General features: G+C 47.4%; 13 protein-coding genes. All 13 read left to right on the top strand.

Annotated features, from left to right (window positions below):
• Positions 1-34: 34 nt before the first annotated feature.
• Positions 35-313, top strand: a complete 279-nt coding sequence (locus RDP42_RS06510; protein WP_308763036.1) for an NVEALA domain-containing protein — start codon at positions 35-37, stop codon at positions 311-313.
• Between the two features lie 94 nt (positions 314-407).
• Positions 408-1,604: a 6-bladed beta-propeller gene (locus RDP42_RS06505; protein WP_308763035.1), complete on the top strand. Its 1,197-nt coding sequence runs from the start codon at positions 408-410 to the stop codon at positions 1,602-1,604.
• A gap of 91 nt (positions 1,605-1,695) precedes the next feature.
• Positions 1,696-2,187, top strand: a complete 492-nt coding sequence (locus RDP42_RS06500; RefSeq protein ID WP_308763034.1) for a BF3164 family lipoprotein — start codon at positions 1,696-1,698, stop codon at positions 2,185-2,187.
• On the top strand, positions 2,177-2,716 hold the full coding sequence (locus tag RDP42_RS06495; protein WP_308763033.1) for a BF3164 family lipoprotein: 540 nt from the start codon (positions 2,177-2,179) through the stop codon (positions 2,714-2,716). Before RDP42_RS06500 ends, RDP42_RS06495 begins: the two co-directional genes overlap by 11 nt.
• A gap of 52 nt (positions 2,717-2,768) precedes the next feature.
• On the top strand, positions 2,769-3,362 hold the full coding sequence (locus tag RDP42_RS06490) for a hypothetical protein (protein ID WP_308763032.1): 594 nt from the start codon (positions 2,769-2,771) through the stop codon (positions 3,360-3,362).
• Positions 3,363-3,381: 19 nt separating this feature from the next.
• Entirely contained in the window at positions 3,382-4,455 is a 1,074-nt protein-coding gene (locus tag RDP42_RS06485) for a BF3164 family lipoprotein (protein WP_308763031.1), read from the top strand.
• 332 nt (positions 4,456-4,787) lie between these two features.
• Positions 4,788-5,843, top strand: a complete 1,056-nt coding sequence (locus RDP42_RS06480) for a BF3164 family lipoprotein (RefSeq protein ID WP_308763030.1) — start codon at positions 4,788-4,790, stop codon at positions 5,841-5,843.
• Positions 5,833-6,165, top strand: a complete 333-nt coding sequence (locus tag RDP42_RS06475; protein WP_007562450.1) for a hypothetical protein — start codon at positions 5,833-5,835, stop codon at positions 6,163-6,165. The genes RDP42_RS06480 and RDP42_RS06475 overlap by 11 nt, the downstream gene beginning before the upstream one ends.
• Before the next feature lie 158 nt (positions 6,166-6,323).
• Positions 6,324-7,412: a BF3164 family lipoprotein gene (locus RDP42_RS06470; protein WP_308763029.1), complete on the top strand. Its 1,089-nt coding sequence runs from the start codon at positions 6,324-6,326 to the stop codon at positions 7,410-7,412.
• Positions 7,413-7,423: 11 nt separating this feature from the next.
• Positions 7,424-8,500: an efflux RND transporter periplasmic adaptor subunit gene (locus RDP42_RS06465; RefSeq protein WP_308763028.1), complete on the top strand. Its 1,077-nt coding sequence runs from the start codon at positions 7,424-7,426 to the stop codon at positions 8,498-8,500.
• A 14-nt stretch (positions 8,501-8,514) separates the two neighbouring features.
• On the top strand, positions 8,515-11,595 hold the full coding sequence (locus tag RDP42_RS06460; protein WP_308763027.1) for an efflux RND transporter permease subunit: 3,081 nt from the start codon (positions 8,515-8,517) through the stop codon (positions 11,593-11,595).
• A complete protein-coding gene (locus tag RDP42_RS06455) occupies positions 11,576-13,063 on the top strand; it encodes a TolC family protein (RefSeq protein ID WP_308763026.1) in 1,488 nt (495 codons plus the stop codon). The genes RDP42_RS06460 and RDP42_RS06455 overlap by 20 nt, the downstream gene beginning before the upstream one ends.
• Before the next feature lie 7 nt (positions 13,064-13,070).
• A partial coding sequence (locus RDP42_RS06450) for an efflux RND transporter permease subunit (RefSeq protein WP_308763025.1) occupies positions 13,071-13,538 on the top strand: 468 nt, incomplete at its 3' end.

Below are 13,538 nucleotides of genomic sequence, written 5' to 3'. Positions count from 1 at the left end.
TTATAAGATAATTAAAGTAAAAATTCGAACTAAAATGAAAAAGAATATCTTGAAATTAGTTTTCGCATCCGTATCTGCTTTGGTTGCTGGGTATAGTGTATATGCTTCACAGCAGGAAGTTGAAATGTCAGATTTGGCGATGGCTAATGTGGAAGCGTTAGCACAAGATAATGAATCTGGAGGAGTTGAGATTATTTGTGGACGAAACAGTGGTCCTTGCTGGATGAAAACTGGAATGTTGTGTTTTGATGGTGAAGCACATGATTTCGCTTGTGGGTTTGTTGGTTATACTTGGACTAGTTGTTCAATTTAAAGGTGCGGAAATCTACACAACATTAGTATTTTGAACTGTTAGTCAGGAGTTGAAATTAAACTCCTGACTAATATAAATAATAAAATCTGATAAAATGAAGGTATTAATACATATTCATGGTTTTATGTTGACAATTCTTATATTGGCAATATCTTGTACAGAAAGGGAATCACTTGATAATATAACAAATATATATTATTCAGAAAATGAAGATTTGCCTATGGGGAATTTCATTGACAGAATAGAGATAGTTCCCTTTGAAACCGACAGTATGAATCTCATAGACCAATATCATAAAATAGAGTTTTATGATGATTTTGGCGGATACCTGATAGTTGACAAGAGACAAACAGTGTACCTGTTTACAAAAGAGGGGGATTTTATATCCAGCTCCCGTAAGTGCCGGGGAGATGGCCCCGACCAATATAATATTTTAGTTGATGCTGTTTATAATCCATATAACAAAAGTATAGAGATATTAAGTCCGTTCGGTAGTATATACTCGTATGATTTATCCTTTAATTTTCTTGGAAAAAGAGATTTGCAGGAGAAGAGTATCCATACATTCTCTCGTTTTTATCCTCTGAGCGATGATTCTTATATTTTATTGCCTACTTTGCTGGGGGAGAAAGATGCTGTAATGTGTTTTTGTGACTATACTCGACAAAGCATCATTTCCGTGGAAGATTATACTGCCGATTTTATCAGTACGCTTACAATGAATCATAATCCTTTTGTGAGATTGAATGGCGAACTTTATTTTCTTCCAGTATGTCTTGACTATAACATATATCGTATTGATGAAGATTCTTGTAAGTTAAGCAAGTATATTAGCTATTCATTTGGAGAAAATATTAATAAAGAGGATTTGGAGAAACGTTTTGGTGATATGTCCGACCGGAAGTCAGATGAAGAAAGTCTGAAGAAATCCTTTGCCGTTATGGAAAAGGTAAATAATTATCTTCTTCAATCTGATACTCCTATACCTGTGATAAAGCAGATGAATAATTCATACTTATATTTTTATATGATTAATAATGGAGTTAGAGAGACCGTAATATATGACAGAAAGTCTAAAAAGTCAATTCTTCATTCAAATAAGCATCCTGTGTGTCTTAATTTCTGTTTTCATTTAGATAAAAATTCTTTGTATACAATCATTTACCCTTATGAAATGGATAAATATATTGACAAATCTCTGTTGGATGGGAATGAATTGAAGAAACTTGATTGTGTGAAAGATGATGATAACCCTATAGTAGTAAGATATGTATTGAAAAAAAGATTATGATATGAATCACAGTGAAACAGCATCATATTATGAGGATTAAACGATGTCTTTGAAAAGGCGTAGATTAAAAAAATAATAGAAATGGAACCCTATGAAAAGTAATGTCTTAAAAGCAATGCTGATAGTTTCTCTTTGTTCGTGTTCATCGGCGAAGACCTATAATGAACCTCAATTTATTGAAGAACATGAGATAACTGGTAAATGCCTTTCTGATGACTTGATGATAAGTTATGCTTATGATATGGCAGTTGACAGCCGCTATGTCTATATACTGGCACTGTCGGAGGGCAAATGGTTGCATGTATATGATAAGCATGATGGAAGGTATTTGGGCAGCACTGTTCATGCAGGGCAAGGTCCGGGTGAAATTCATACGGCTTTGTCTCTGATGGTTGATGGAGATAATCTGCAAATATATGACCAGTCTCAAAAAAAACTGTTTAATTATTCTGTCAACAATGAGGATGACAGCTTGCAGATCTCGTTTGTCGATGATGTCAGTTTTTCCTCCTGTAGCGGTATAGTCCGTAGAGCATGGGATTTGGGGGGGGCAGTATCTTGTAGATGGGCAGTTGGGAGTTGAAAAGACAGGCCAGAAACGTTTTCAGCTGTATGATGGGAATTCTGTAGTTTCTCAGTACAATGATTTCCCTGTTGAAAACGAGGACATGAAGAAGGCGTTTCTTTCACCTAATGTATGTTTTGCTCCGTCTAAAAATAAAATGGCAACAGGAACATTGTATGGAGGGGTATTGGAAACATTTGACTTATCTTCAACTTCCATATCATTGTCAGGCGTTTATCGGTTTTATGAACCTTTGGTTTCTTTTAAGGCAGGAGAGTTGGTTCCGGCTACAGATATGAAGTATGGATTTTCTGCAATGTGTGCCACTGATGATGTGATTTACAGTGTATTGATAGGTGATTCAGACGCTAATAACCTATATAATATTTCAATATTTGACTGGAACGGCAAAGGATTGGCACGGTATAGGACAGACAGGCAGATTTTCAAGTTGTCTTGCTATTCAGGTACTCCGTCCGAACTGTATGCACTGACATATTCTCGTTCAGAGGGATTTTCTTTATATCTCTATCGCGTTGAAATATAATTATGTGTTGTTGGTTAATTTATAAATGAGCTATAGCTAAATATCTTAATTTATGAAGAACGTTTTATTTTTAGTGTTGTTTGGGCTGGTTCCTTTTTTTATGACGGCTCAGGTACGGAAAAAGCCTTATGGGGTTACTACGATTACCACTTCAGCAGGGAGTAAACTTGCTCCAGCCCCAAGTGAGATGGCCTTGAAATACAAGCTTGACATACCCATCAGAAGGAATGGCGATTTTTCTCTCGAATTGAAGGAATACCGTCAGGGAGTTTACGTGAAGGATTTGTTGGATGATAAGATCATTGGTGGTAAGGTCAATGAAGGTGACCGTATGGAATTCGTCCAGTTTTTGGACTTTAAGGGAGGGAAAGAATTCCAATTGTTTACTTATGTCGGTACCTCCATGTGGTATAAAAAGAAGAATACGGAAAAGAAGTTTGATTATGTACAGTATGAAGGAAATTCAAACATTGGCACATCGTTCACCTGTCCTCTTTTCCTGATTTACGAGGACGACGAGAAAGGTGTATGTAAGAAGCAGCTGAGCAAGTTGTTGAAGGGGGGAAAGCTGCCGGACAAATATACGCCGGAATCTGAAGCGTTGAAAAAGCTGCCCCGTTTTTTTATCGTTTGTTATCGCTATTAATCGTTTCACTGTTTATAATATGATGCATTTAGGAAAGAGTTGTCTGTTTGTGATAATCTGCTGTCTGGCATCCGCTTGCGGACACCGGATGTCGTATGATAATGCCACGTCATTTTCCTGGTCCGATTTTCAGCCGGTGGAATGTGGCGATACATTGAAACTGCCGCATGACTGTTTTCTGTCAATGCCGTTGCGCATCTTGTGCGTGGATTCGACCTTGTTTGTCCAGAATCGAAAAGGTGACGGCTTTATCCAAAGATTCAGGCTGCCCCGGCTTACTCCTATAGGAGAGGCTTGCATTTCAATGGGGAATGGTCCACAGGAACTGTTGAACGCTTATCGTATGCAGGCAATGGATTCGTTGTTCGGAATTTCCGATCTGATGGGAGGGAGTGTCATGTTCTATCCTAAAGATTCAGCCTGCAATGCGTCTCATTTTCCGTCGGGACGAAAAGTCCGGCTGGAGGAGCCGTTCAGTGATATCGTATTCTTGTCCGGCCGTCCACAGTTTGTCACGACCGTCTTGAATACAGAGCATAAGCGTCTGACTTTCTTTGCTGCGGATGGCACCTCGCGGCAGACCACAGGAATGTACCCTACCTTTGGTACCGAACTGTCTCCTTTGGAGCAAATGGAAGGCTACGCCTGTGAGATGGCGGTTGATCCGTCGAACAGTCATATCTGGCTTTTCTATAAATCGACAGACCTGATAGAAATTTATGATTATGAAGGGAGGCTGGTTAAGCGTCTGCATGGTCCTGACCATTTTTTCCCTGCTGTAAGGGAACTTTCCAGTGAAGAGGGTCTTCAGAAAGTAAGTTCTGTTTCCGGAGAAACGCGTGATGCATATTTCTGCCCTCTTTATTCGGGTGGAAAGATCTACGTATTATATTCTGGTAGGGTGTACCACGAGGGTCAGTCTGCGGATGCTTACCTGCTGGACACCTTGCTGTCATTCAATTTGGACGGAACTCCTGATAAGGCCTATAAGCTTCCTGTGCCTGTGTTTACATTTGCTATAGATGAACCAAACAGGACCTTATATGGCCTGAGTTTTGTGCCTGAATATCATTTGGTAAAGTATGCTTTTTAATGACAGGACACATTTGAGAAAACAGAAATAGTTTTGATATATTTAATCATGAAAATGCGTATGAAGAAGATTCTTTTTAGTTTTTGTATTAGGATAAGATACTGCCCGGTGAAAGTGCCGTTCTGACAGTGAAATATAAAGCTGAGAGCCTTATAGTAGATTAAAACTAAAATAAAAATTTGTCATATTATTAGTCATATGATAAAGAGAAATTAAAGTAAAAAATGAGGGTTTTACGTTGCAGCTTGCTTATGAGCAAGATTGTTTCATATCCTCTATTTGAGATTATTTTTTATTCTTATTAGCATTACTAACTAATCATTTTCATTCCAATGAAAGTATTCATTTACAGTTTGTTATGGGGACTTGTATTATCTTCCTGTACCAAGTCTTTTGTCTCTATGTGTGATTTGTTTCCTGAATCCCTAAAAGTGGAAGTGCATAAACCTTCTTTTGATGTAGACAGTATACGGAAGCCTATTGACATGTATTATGTTGATGGGAAACTTTTTATGGTAGATATGTATTCATCGCCACTGGTTACGGCTTTTGACTGGACAACGGGAAAGTACATTGGTCGGTTTGCTAACAGGGGGCAAGGACCTCATGAGTATTTATGGTTCTCGGCAGCCAGTTCATTTGATGGGAAGTTGGGGCTGTATGATGAGAATAAGAAAGAATTTGCCTGGTTTTCTTATGAGAAGGATACGGTGTGCAGTTCGAGCATTGAGCTTGCACATTCAGACAAGATGTTTCCCTTTAAGGTTATAGCTTTGTCTAATGAATATTTTGTTGCGACTGGTCTTATTGAAGAAAACAAGCATTTCGTTATATACAACAAGGAGGGACAGAAAGTAAGTGTTTTTGGAGATTATCCTAAGGATGATTCTAAGCCCGATTGCAGTTATCAGGATAATGCTTTTGCCTACCAACCTGCGGGGATGGTGTATAATGCGAAAGAAAAAGTGTTCGCTGTAGGGGAGAGGGACGGACAAATAGCAATGTTTTATGACATGAGCGATATAAGTCACCCCAAGCTTTTGAAACAGAATGTGGCTTCATATCCTCAATTTGTGAATCGTTCCACGAGCACTTCTTCATCGGTATCGTTTCTGAGAGAGAATGTGAGCGGTTTTTTCGGTATGGCCGTAACAGATAAGTATTGTGTCGGGCTTTTCAGCGGGAAACAGTCTCAAGATAGGGATTCTTACATAACCGGAGGAGATAAGTTGCTTCTATTTGACTGGAAGGGAAATCCGGTAAAAATGATTGTTTTGCCACAGGAATATAGTATGATTACGGCCAGTGAAGGCCAGCTTATTTTATTGGGAACCAGTCCCGAGACTTCCGATTATGTAATTAATACCATTAATATTTATGATTTATAATAATATGAATTTGAGTTTGTTTTTGGGTTTGTTTTTGAGCTTGTTTTTGTGCTTTGGGGGAAAACTTAACGCGCAACAAGTGGAAAGAAATTCTGCTAAAGTTGAAATAGAGTATCAGTGTGATTCTATAACACATTCAACGATAGTCACTGTCATTGATAATAAAATTTATGTACATGATCCAGACAAGAGTCCTTTATCTTTGATTCCACCGGAGAAGATAGAATCTGTCAAAATAACTAACAACTATAAGATGATTGAGCGTTATAAGAAGCTGAAAGGCCTGAAAGTTATAGTAGTTACGCTTAAAAAGGAAGAATAAGAATGTTAAAGACGTTTATCAGATAACCAGCAAGCAATAATTACAGCGAAAATAAAATCAAAAATGATAATGTAAAAGAGCGAAGCGGTGCTGATGGCCCCGGTTTATAGATTTATTTTTTAAATATGTTCGTTATTAGAAATTAAAAGAAAAGTATTATGGTCAAGCATTTATTTTATATAATCTGTACGTGTCTTTTGTTGTTTTCATGTTCTTCGAAAAAAAGCAAGGATAAAGATAATACAATTCAGGAATTGCCTACAATTCAGCTTCAGGGTGAATATCTGAAGTGCGATTCAGATATTTGGGGAATGAAAATAGATTTCATAGACGAGAATCAGTTTCTTATCGAAGAGTTATCACAAAATAAGTTGTATGCTATATATGAGTTAGATGGTAATAGTTTGAGGAAAAAAGGTTCTTTTTTAACCAAAGGCAATGGAGCATGGGAGGTTGTCAATCCTTCTTATCAGGTTACGGACAGTTCATTGTTTATCGCTAATTATTCTGGTACAATCAGTAAGGTATATAAAATAAGAAAAGAGTATCCTTTTGATAAGGATAAATGGGAAGTGGTCGATATGCCACTAAATCATAATTGTTTATTCTTTCCCAATTTTGTGATGTTTAATGACAGCATCTGTATAGCAACAGGAGGGGAACTTACCGATAATAAGATTTTATCAGCCATAAATTTTAGGAGGAATAAAGTTGAAGCCATCAATTATACATTTCCTGGTATAAATGTAGCTACTTATGTGAAACCGGCTGATTTCTTGGTATATTGCGATGCTGAACTAGCTAAACATCCATCGTTAAGCAAGTTCGTTTATACTTGCAGACTTGGCAGATTTATAGAGATTCTGGAGATGGATGGAACTCATTTATCTAAACGAATACCTCTATGTGCAGATTATCCGGTTTATAAGGCGTCTAATGACAGAAGGGTTATTGATGACCGTTGTTTGAGGGGGGCTGTAACTAAAGTGACTGAAAACTATATTTATTGTCTTATGACTCCCTATACGCATGGAGAAGCTTTGAAGGAAAATTTGTATAAAGGCTTACCCAATTATTTCAGTGATATTTTATATGTATTTAATTGGGATGGCAAATTGCTGCACAAATATACATTGGATATGCCTGTCTGTTCATTCTGTATTGACAGGAATGATAAATATATGTTTGCTTCGACAATGAAGGATGAAGATTTTGTAATCAGAAAATATAAGTTGGATTTGGATTAAATGAGATATGTATGAGAACACACTACGTATATGTGCTGCTGCTTGCCGCCGGAATGTGGTCCGGCTGCGGCGAGAAGAAAGACGACACTTCCGGAAAGGAAAAGGAAGGAGTGGAAACGGTTCTGCCTTCACAGGCGAACGAAGTGACGGTCATGACGCTGAAGAGGACCACGTTCAACCATGAGCTGGTGAGCAACGGCAAGGTGACGGCCTCACAGTATGCCGACCTTTCGTTCCGCCTCACATCGGAGCCTGTGGCACACATCTATGTGAAGAACGGCGATGCGGTGAAGAAGGGTCAGAAGATAGCCGAACTCGACCTGTTCACCCTGAAGAACAGCCTGGAGAAGGCGGAGATAGCACTGCGCCAGTCGGAACTGGAGATGAAGGACGTGCTGATAGGGCAGGGATATGCGCCCGACCGCATGCAGTCAATCCCCAAAGACATAGTACGGCTTGCCGAGGTGAAGAGCGGCTACGGCCAGAGCCGTGCGGCATACGAGCTGGCGAAGTTTGAGCTGGAGCAGGCGGTGATCACCGCACCGTTCGACGGGGTGGTGGCCAATCTGGAGACGCGGGGTTTCAACCGTCCGGACGGCTCGAAGCCCTTCTGCCGCGTGATAGGAAGCGGGGGCATGGAGGTGGCCTTCAAGGTGCTGGAGAGCGAGCTGCCGCTTGTCAGGCGGGGAGACCGGGTGGAGGTGGCCCCGTTTGCCGGGACAGCCGGGGCATGCAGCGGTACGGTGTCGGAAATCAACCCGCTGGTGGACGAAAACGGGCTGGTGAGCGTAAGGGCCAGGGTGAACGGCGGTGCAAGACTGTTCGACGGCATGAACGTGCGTGTAAGCGTGAAACGCTCTGTTCCCGGCCAGCTTGTGGTGCCCAAGACTGCCGTGGTGCTGCGCACGGGCAAGCAGGTGGTGTTTACCCTGAAGGACGGCAGGGCGGTGTGGAACTATGTGACCACCGGACTGGAGAACATGACCGAATATACCGTGACAGGCGAGGGCATGGAGGAAGGGGCGCAGGTCATCGTGACCGGAAATGTGAACCTTGCGCATGAGGCTCCTGTAAAAGTGATACCTTAAAACATGTCCGTACTATGGTAAGATTTCTGATAAAAAGACCGATAGCGGTACTCATGGCTTTCACCGCCTGCTTCATCGTGGGGCTGGTGACTTACTTCTCGCTGCCCGTATCGCTGCTTCCGGACATAGACATTCCGCAGATCACCGTGCAGGTGAGCGGGGAAAACTCGTCGGCCCGCGAGCTGGAGAACACGATGGTGGCTCCACTGAGAAGGCAGCTCATGCAGGTGTCGGGGCTCAGCGAGATGCGGAGCGAGACGCGCGACGGTTCGGGCATCATCCGCCTGTCGTTCGATTTCGGCACGGATACCGACCTGGCCTTCATCGAGGTGAACGAGAAGATTGACGCGGCCATGAACAGCCTGCCCAGGGATGCGGCAAGGCCGAAGGCCGTCAAGGCGAGCGCGACGGACATCCCGGTGTTCTACCTGAACATGACGCTGAAGAAGGATGTGCCTTACCGGGAAACGGACGAGGATGCCTTCCTGGAGATGTGCACGCTGGCGGAGAACGTGGTGAAGCGGCGCATCGAACAGCTGCCGCAGGTGGCCATGGCCGACATGACGGGGGTGCCGCAGAAGATGCTGCGCATCGTGCCGGATATGGGCAGGATGGAGAGCCTGGGCATGGGCATTGCCGACCTGGAGGCCATCCTCTCGTCGAACAACGTGGAGCCGGGGAGCATGCTGGTGCGCGACGGGTATTATGAATACAACATCCGCATCGCCTCTATTCTCCGTACGCCGGAGGACGTGCGGCAGATCTGGTTCAACCGCAACGGACAGGTGAGGCAGCTGGGGGACATCTGCGACGTGCAGACGGTTACCCGCAACGAGACGGGGCGCTCACTGGCAGGAGGAAAGCGGGCGGTGACGCTGGCCATCATCAAGCAGGGCGAGGAGAACATGGACAACCTGCGCCGTGAGCTGAAGGAGACCACGGACTATTTCTCCCGCATCTATCCCGACATAGAGTTCAGCATCAGCCGGAATCAGACGGAGCTGCTGGACTATACCATATCGAACCTGCAGCAGAACTTCACGCTGGGCTTCCTGTTCATCTTCATCGTGGCGGTGTTCTTCATCGGCGACGTGCGTTCGCCGCTGGTCATCGGCATCACCATGATTGCCTCGGTGGTGATCACGTTCTTCTTTTTCTACCTCTGCCGGGTCTCGCTCAACGTAATCTCGCTTTCGGGACTGATCCTGGCGGTGGGCATGATGATTGACAATGCCATCATCGTGACGGAGAACGTGTCGCAGTACCGTGAGAAGGGGTATTCGCTGAAGCGTGCGGCCGTGGCGGGAACCTCGGAGATGATCACGCCGATGCTGAGCTCGTCGCTCACCACCATCGCGGTGTTCGTGCCGCTGGTGTTCATGAGCGGGATAGCCGGGGCCATCTTCATGGACGAGGCGTTTTCCATCACCTCGGGACTGATGGTGTCGTATTTCACGGGCATCATGCTGCTGCCCGTGCTGTATGTGCTGTTCTACCGTACGGGTATCAGGAAGCACAACTGGTTTACCGCCAACTTTAAGAACCTGCTGAAGAACGAATGGCTGACACGGTTCTATGACGCGGGTATTGAGTGGGTGTTTGCACATAGGACTGTTACCATGTTTCTTGCCATCGTATCGCTGCCGCTGTGTGTGCTGATGTTCATGGTGATTGACAAGGAGCGTATGCCGGAGATTGACCAGAACGAGGTGGTGGTGGGCATTGAATGGAACGAGAACATCCATGTGGACGAGAACAACCGCAGGGTGAACGCCATGCTGACCCTGGCCGATTCGCTGGTGGTGGAGCATACGGCCTACGTGGGTATGCAGGACTATCTGCTGGGCACGGAGAACGAACTTTCCACTTCCGAGGCGGAACTGTATTTCCGGACGGCGGAGCCGGAGCAGATTCCGGTACTGACCGGACTGCTGGAAAAGGCCGTCCGGAAGGATTATCCTTTGGCTGTGGTGACTTTCTCGCCACCGGTGACCATCTTCGAGAAGCTTTTCGTCACGGGGGAACCCGACCTGGTGGCGCAGCTCCGCAGGGCCGACCGCGCATCGGTTCCGGAGGCGGGGGAAGTGCGGGCGATAGAGGATGCCATGGCCCGGGAGACCGGCTGTGCGCCCGAGGGCACGCCTTTCCGCAGCCAGCTGGACCTGGAGGTGGACCGCAGCCGCCTGCTCCTGTACAATGTGGACTATGACGAGGTGGTGAGGGTGCTCCGTACGGCCCTGAAGGACAACCAGGTCTCTACCCTGCGTTCGTACCAGCAGTATCTGCCCATCGGCATCGCCGGAAGGGAGATGAGCGTGAACCGTATCCTGGCGGAGACGCTGGTGGAGACCCGGACGGACGCGGCTTCGGGAGAAAGGAACTATATCCCGTTGCGCGAGCTGGTGCGCATCGTTCCCGGGGAGGACCTGAAGGAGATCACCGCCGGACGCAACGGGGAGTACATCCCGGTGAATTTCTATGAGGTGAAGGATGTGCCGCAGGTGATGGACGGCATACGCAGGGCGGTCGACGGTGACAGCCGCTGGGAGGTGTCGTTCGGCGGAAGCTTCTTCTCGAACAGGAAGATGATGGGAGAGCTGACGGTGATCCTGTTCATCTCGGTGCTGCTGATGTATTTCATCCTCTGCGCCCAGTTTGAGAGCTTCCTGCAGCCGCTAATCGTGCTGGCGGAGATTCCGATGGACATTGCCTTCGGACTGGTGCTGCTGTGGGCCACGGGGCATACCATGAACCTGATGTCGGCCATCGGCATCATCGTTTCCTGCGGTATCGTGGTGAACGACTCCATCCTGAAGCTGGACTCCATCAACGAGCTGCGCAGGGAGGGCATGCCGCTGCTGGAGGCCATCCATACGGCAGGACACCGGAGGCTGAGGGCCATCATCATGACGACGCTGACCACGGTGTTCGCCATGGTGCCCCTGCTTTTCACGTCCGACCTGGGCTCGGAAATGCAGCGTCCGCTTTCGGTGGCGATGATCGGCACCATGATGGTGGGCCTCGTCATCAGCCTTTTTGTAATCCCTCTTATTTACTGGTTTATCTATAGAAAACATGAAGTCAAGAAGATTTAGCATACTGTTCCTGCTGCTGCTCTGCGCGGCGGGAATGAAGGCCCAGCGTGTGCTGCGGCTGGATTTGAAGGAGGCCATCACGATGGCCAACGACAGCTCGCTGTCGGCTTTCCGTTATCAGAACATGTACCTGTCGGGCTACTGGGAGTACCGCAGCTACAAGGCGGCTCGCCTGCCGAGCCTCACGCTGAACATGACCCCGGCGCAGTATTACCGCTACATCACGCAGCGTTACGACTCGCAGGAGAATGTCGACGTGTACCGCGAGCAGCAGATGCTGAGCGCCAGCGCGGGGCTGAGCGTGGCGCAGAACTTCGACCTGCTGGGCGGTACGTTCTATGTGGACACGCAGCTGGACTACATGCGGAACTTCGGCGATACGAAGTCGACGCAGTTTTCCAGCATCCCTTTCCGTATAGGCTACCAGCAGGAACTGCTGGGCTTCAATGCCTTCCGCTGGGACCGGAAGATAGAGCCTTTGAAGTTTGAGAAGGTGAAGAAGCAGTATCTCTACAATGCAGAGAGCGTGTCGGAGGAAGCGGTAAGCTATTTCTTTACCCTTGCCATGGCGCAGGCCGATTATGAGCTGGCGCGGGACAATGTGGCCACCACCGATACGCTGTATGCCGTCGGGGAGCAGCGCCAGAAGATTGCGGCCATCTCACAGGCCGACCTGCTGACGCTGAAGCTGGACAAGGTGAACGCGCGCAACACGCTGAAGAATGCGGAGATAGCCCGCAAGCGTGCGATGTCGGCCCTGGCCACCTTCCTGAACCTGGACCGCAACGCGTACATCGAGCTGGAGCTTCCGTCGCGTCCGCGGTATATTGACGTGCCGGCCGACCGGGCCATGGTGCTGGCGCGGGAGAACAATCCGACGTACCTGGAACAGCGCCAGAACGTGCTGGAGGCGGAGCGTGAGGTGGACCGCACGCGGAAGGAGTCGCGCTTCAATGCCAGCTTCAATGCCAGCGTGGGCTTCAACCAGGTGGCCGACAACTTCAGTGCGGCATACCGGAACCTGCTGCAGCAGGACCTGGTGTCGTTCACGGTTTCCATTCCGCTGATAGACTGGGGCGTGCGAAAGGGCAAGTACAATATGGCCAGGAATAATCTGAATGTGGTGAAGATTGCCGCCCGTCAGGAAGAAATCAGCCTGGAGGAGGACGTGATGATGACGGTGAGTGACTTCAACGTGCAGCAGGACCTGATAGCCAGCGCCTCGGAGGCGCTCGACCTGGCGGAGCTGGCCTACGACCAGACGCGCAGGCGTTTCATCATCGGCAAGTCGGACATCAGCAGCCTGACGCTGGCCCTGAACCGCCAGCAGGAGGCGCGGAAGAACTACATACAGGCGCTCCAGAACTACTGGCTGAACTACTACAAGATCCGCAAGCTCACGCTGCACGACTTTGAGACGGGCATGTCGCTTTCCGACCGTTTTGATTTTGAGAACCATTTGAGATGAAGGGGCTATGAGCAGGAAAGAGAAAACAGAAGGCCGGCCGCTGGTCTGGTCGTCGTTCACCCTGATAGTGACGTTCGTGTGCCTGTCACTGGTGGGACTGGCGCTGGCGCCTCTGCTGCCGGTGAAGCTCTCGCCTTCGCGCGACATGCCGGGGCTGTCGGTGTCATTCTCCATGCCGGGCAATTCGGCCCGGGTGGTGGAGACGGAGGTCACCAGCCGTCTGGAAGGCATGCTGGCCCGGGTGAACGGCATCCGTAGCATCAGTTCCACTTCCGACAACGGGGGCGGGCGCATCGACATGGAGCTGGACCGCCATGCGGATATCGGGGTGACCCGCTTTGAGGTGTCCACCCTTATCCGGCAGTTGTGGGCGCAGCTTCCCGAAGGGGTGAGCTATCCGCTCATCTCCACGCAGCGGAGTGACGAAAACGCCTCGCGTCCTTTCATGACCTACACGCTGAACGCTCCCGCCACG

The organism is uncultured Bacteroides sp. (genome assembly GCF_902472605.1).
GTDB lineage: Bacteria > Bacteroidota > Bacteroidia > Bacteroidales > Bacteroidaceae > Phocaeicola.
Note: the sequence above shows the minus strand (reverse complement) of the source record. Positions and strands in the feature narration are given on the sequence as shown.

Bases quoted from the DNA above. Each gene is read 5' to 3' on its own strand.
- RDP42_RS06510 (WP_308763036.1), top strand. From the start codon at position 35: ATGAAAAAGAATATCTTGAAATTAGTTTTCGCATCCGTATCTGCTTTG.
- RDP42_RS06505 (WP_308763035.1), top strand. From the start codon at position 408: ATGAAGGTATTAATACATATTCATGGTTTTATGTTGACAATTCTTATA.
- RDP42_RS06500 (WP_308763034.1), top strand. From the start codon at position 1,696: ATGAAAAGTAATGTCTTAAAAGCAATGCTGATAGTTTCTCTTTGTTCG.
- RDP42_RS06490 (WP_308763032.1), top strand. From the start codon at position 2,769: ATGAAGAACGTTTTATTTTTAGTGTTGTTTGGGCTGGTTCCTTTTTTT.
- RDP42_RS06485 (WP_308763031.1), top strand. From the start codon at position 3,382: ATGATGCATTTAGGAAAGAGTTGTCTGTTTGTGATAATCTGCTGTCTG.
- RDP42_RS06480 (WP_308763030.1), top strand. From the start codon at position 4,788: ATGAAAGTATTCATTTACAGTTTGTTATGGGGACTTGTATTATCTTCC.
- RDP42_RS06475 (WP_007562450.1), top strand. From the start codon at position 5,833: ATGATTTATAATAATATGAATTTGAGTTTGTTTTTGGGTTTGTTTTTG.
- RDP42_RS06470 (WP_308763029.1), top strand. From the start codon at position 6,324: ATGGTCAAGCATTTATTTTATATAATCTGTACGTGTCTTTTGTTGTTT.
- RDP42_RS06465 (WP_308763028.1), top strand. From the start codon at position 7,424: ATGAGAACACACTACGTATATGTGCTGCTGCTTGCCGCCGGAATGTGG.
- RDP42_RS06460 (WP_308763027.1), top strand. From the start codon at position 8,515: ATGGTAAGATTTCTGATAAAAAGACCGATAGCGGTACTCATGGCTTTC.
- RDP42_RS06455 (WP_308763026.1), top strand. From the start codon at position 11,576: ATGAAGTCAAGAAGATTTAGCATACTGTTCCTGCTGCTGCTCTGCGCG.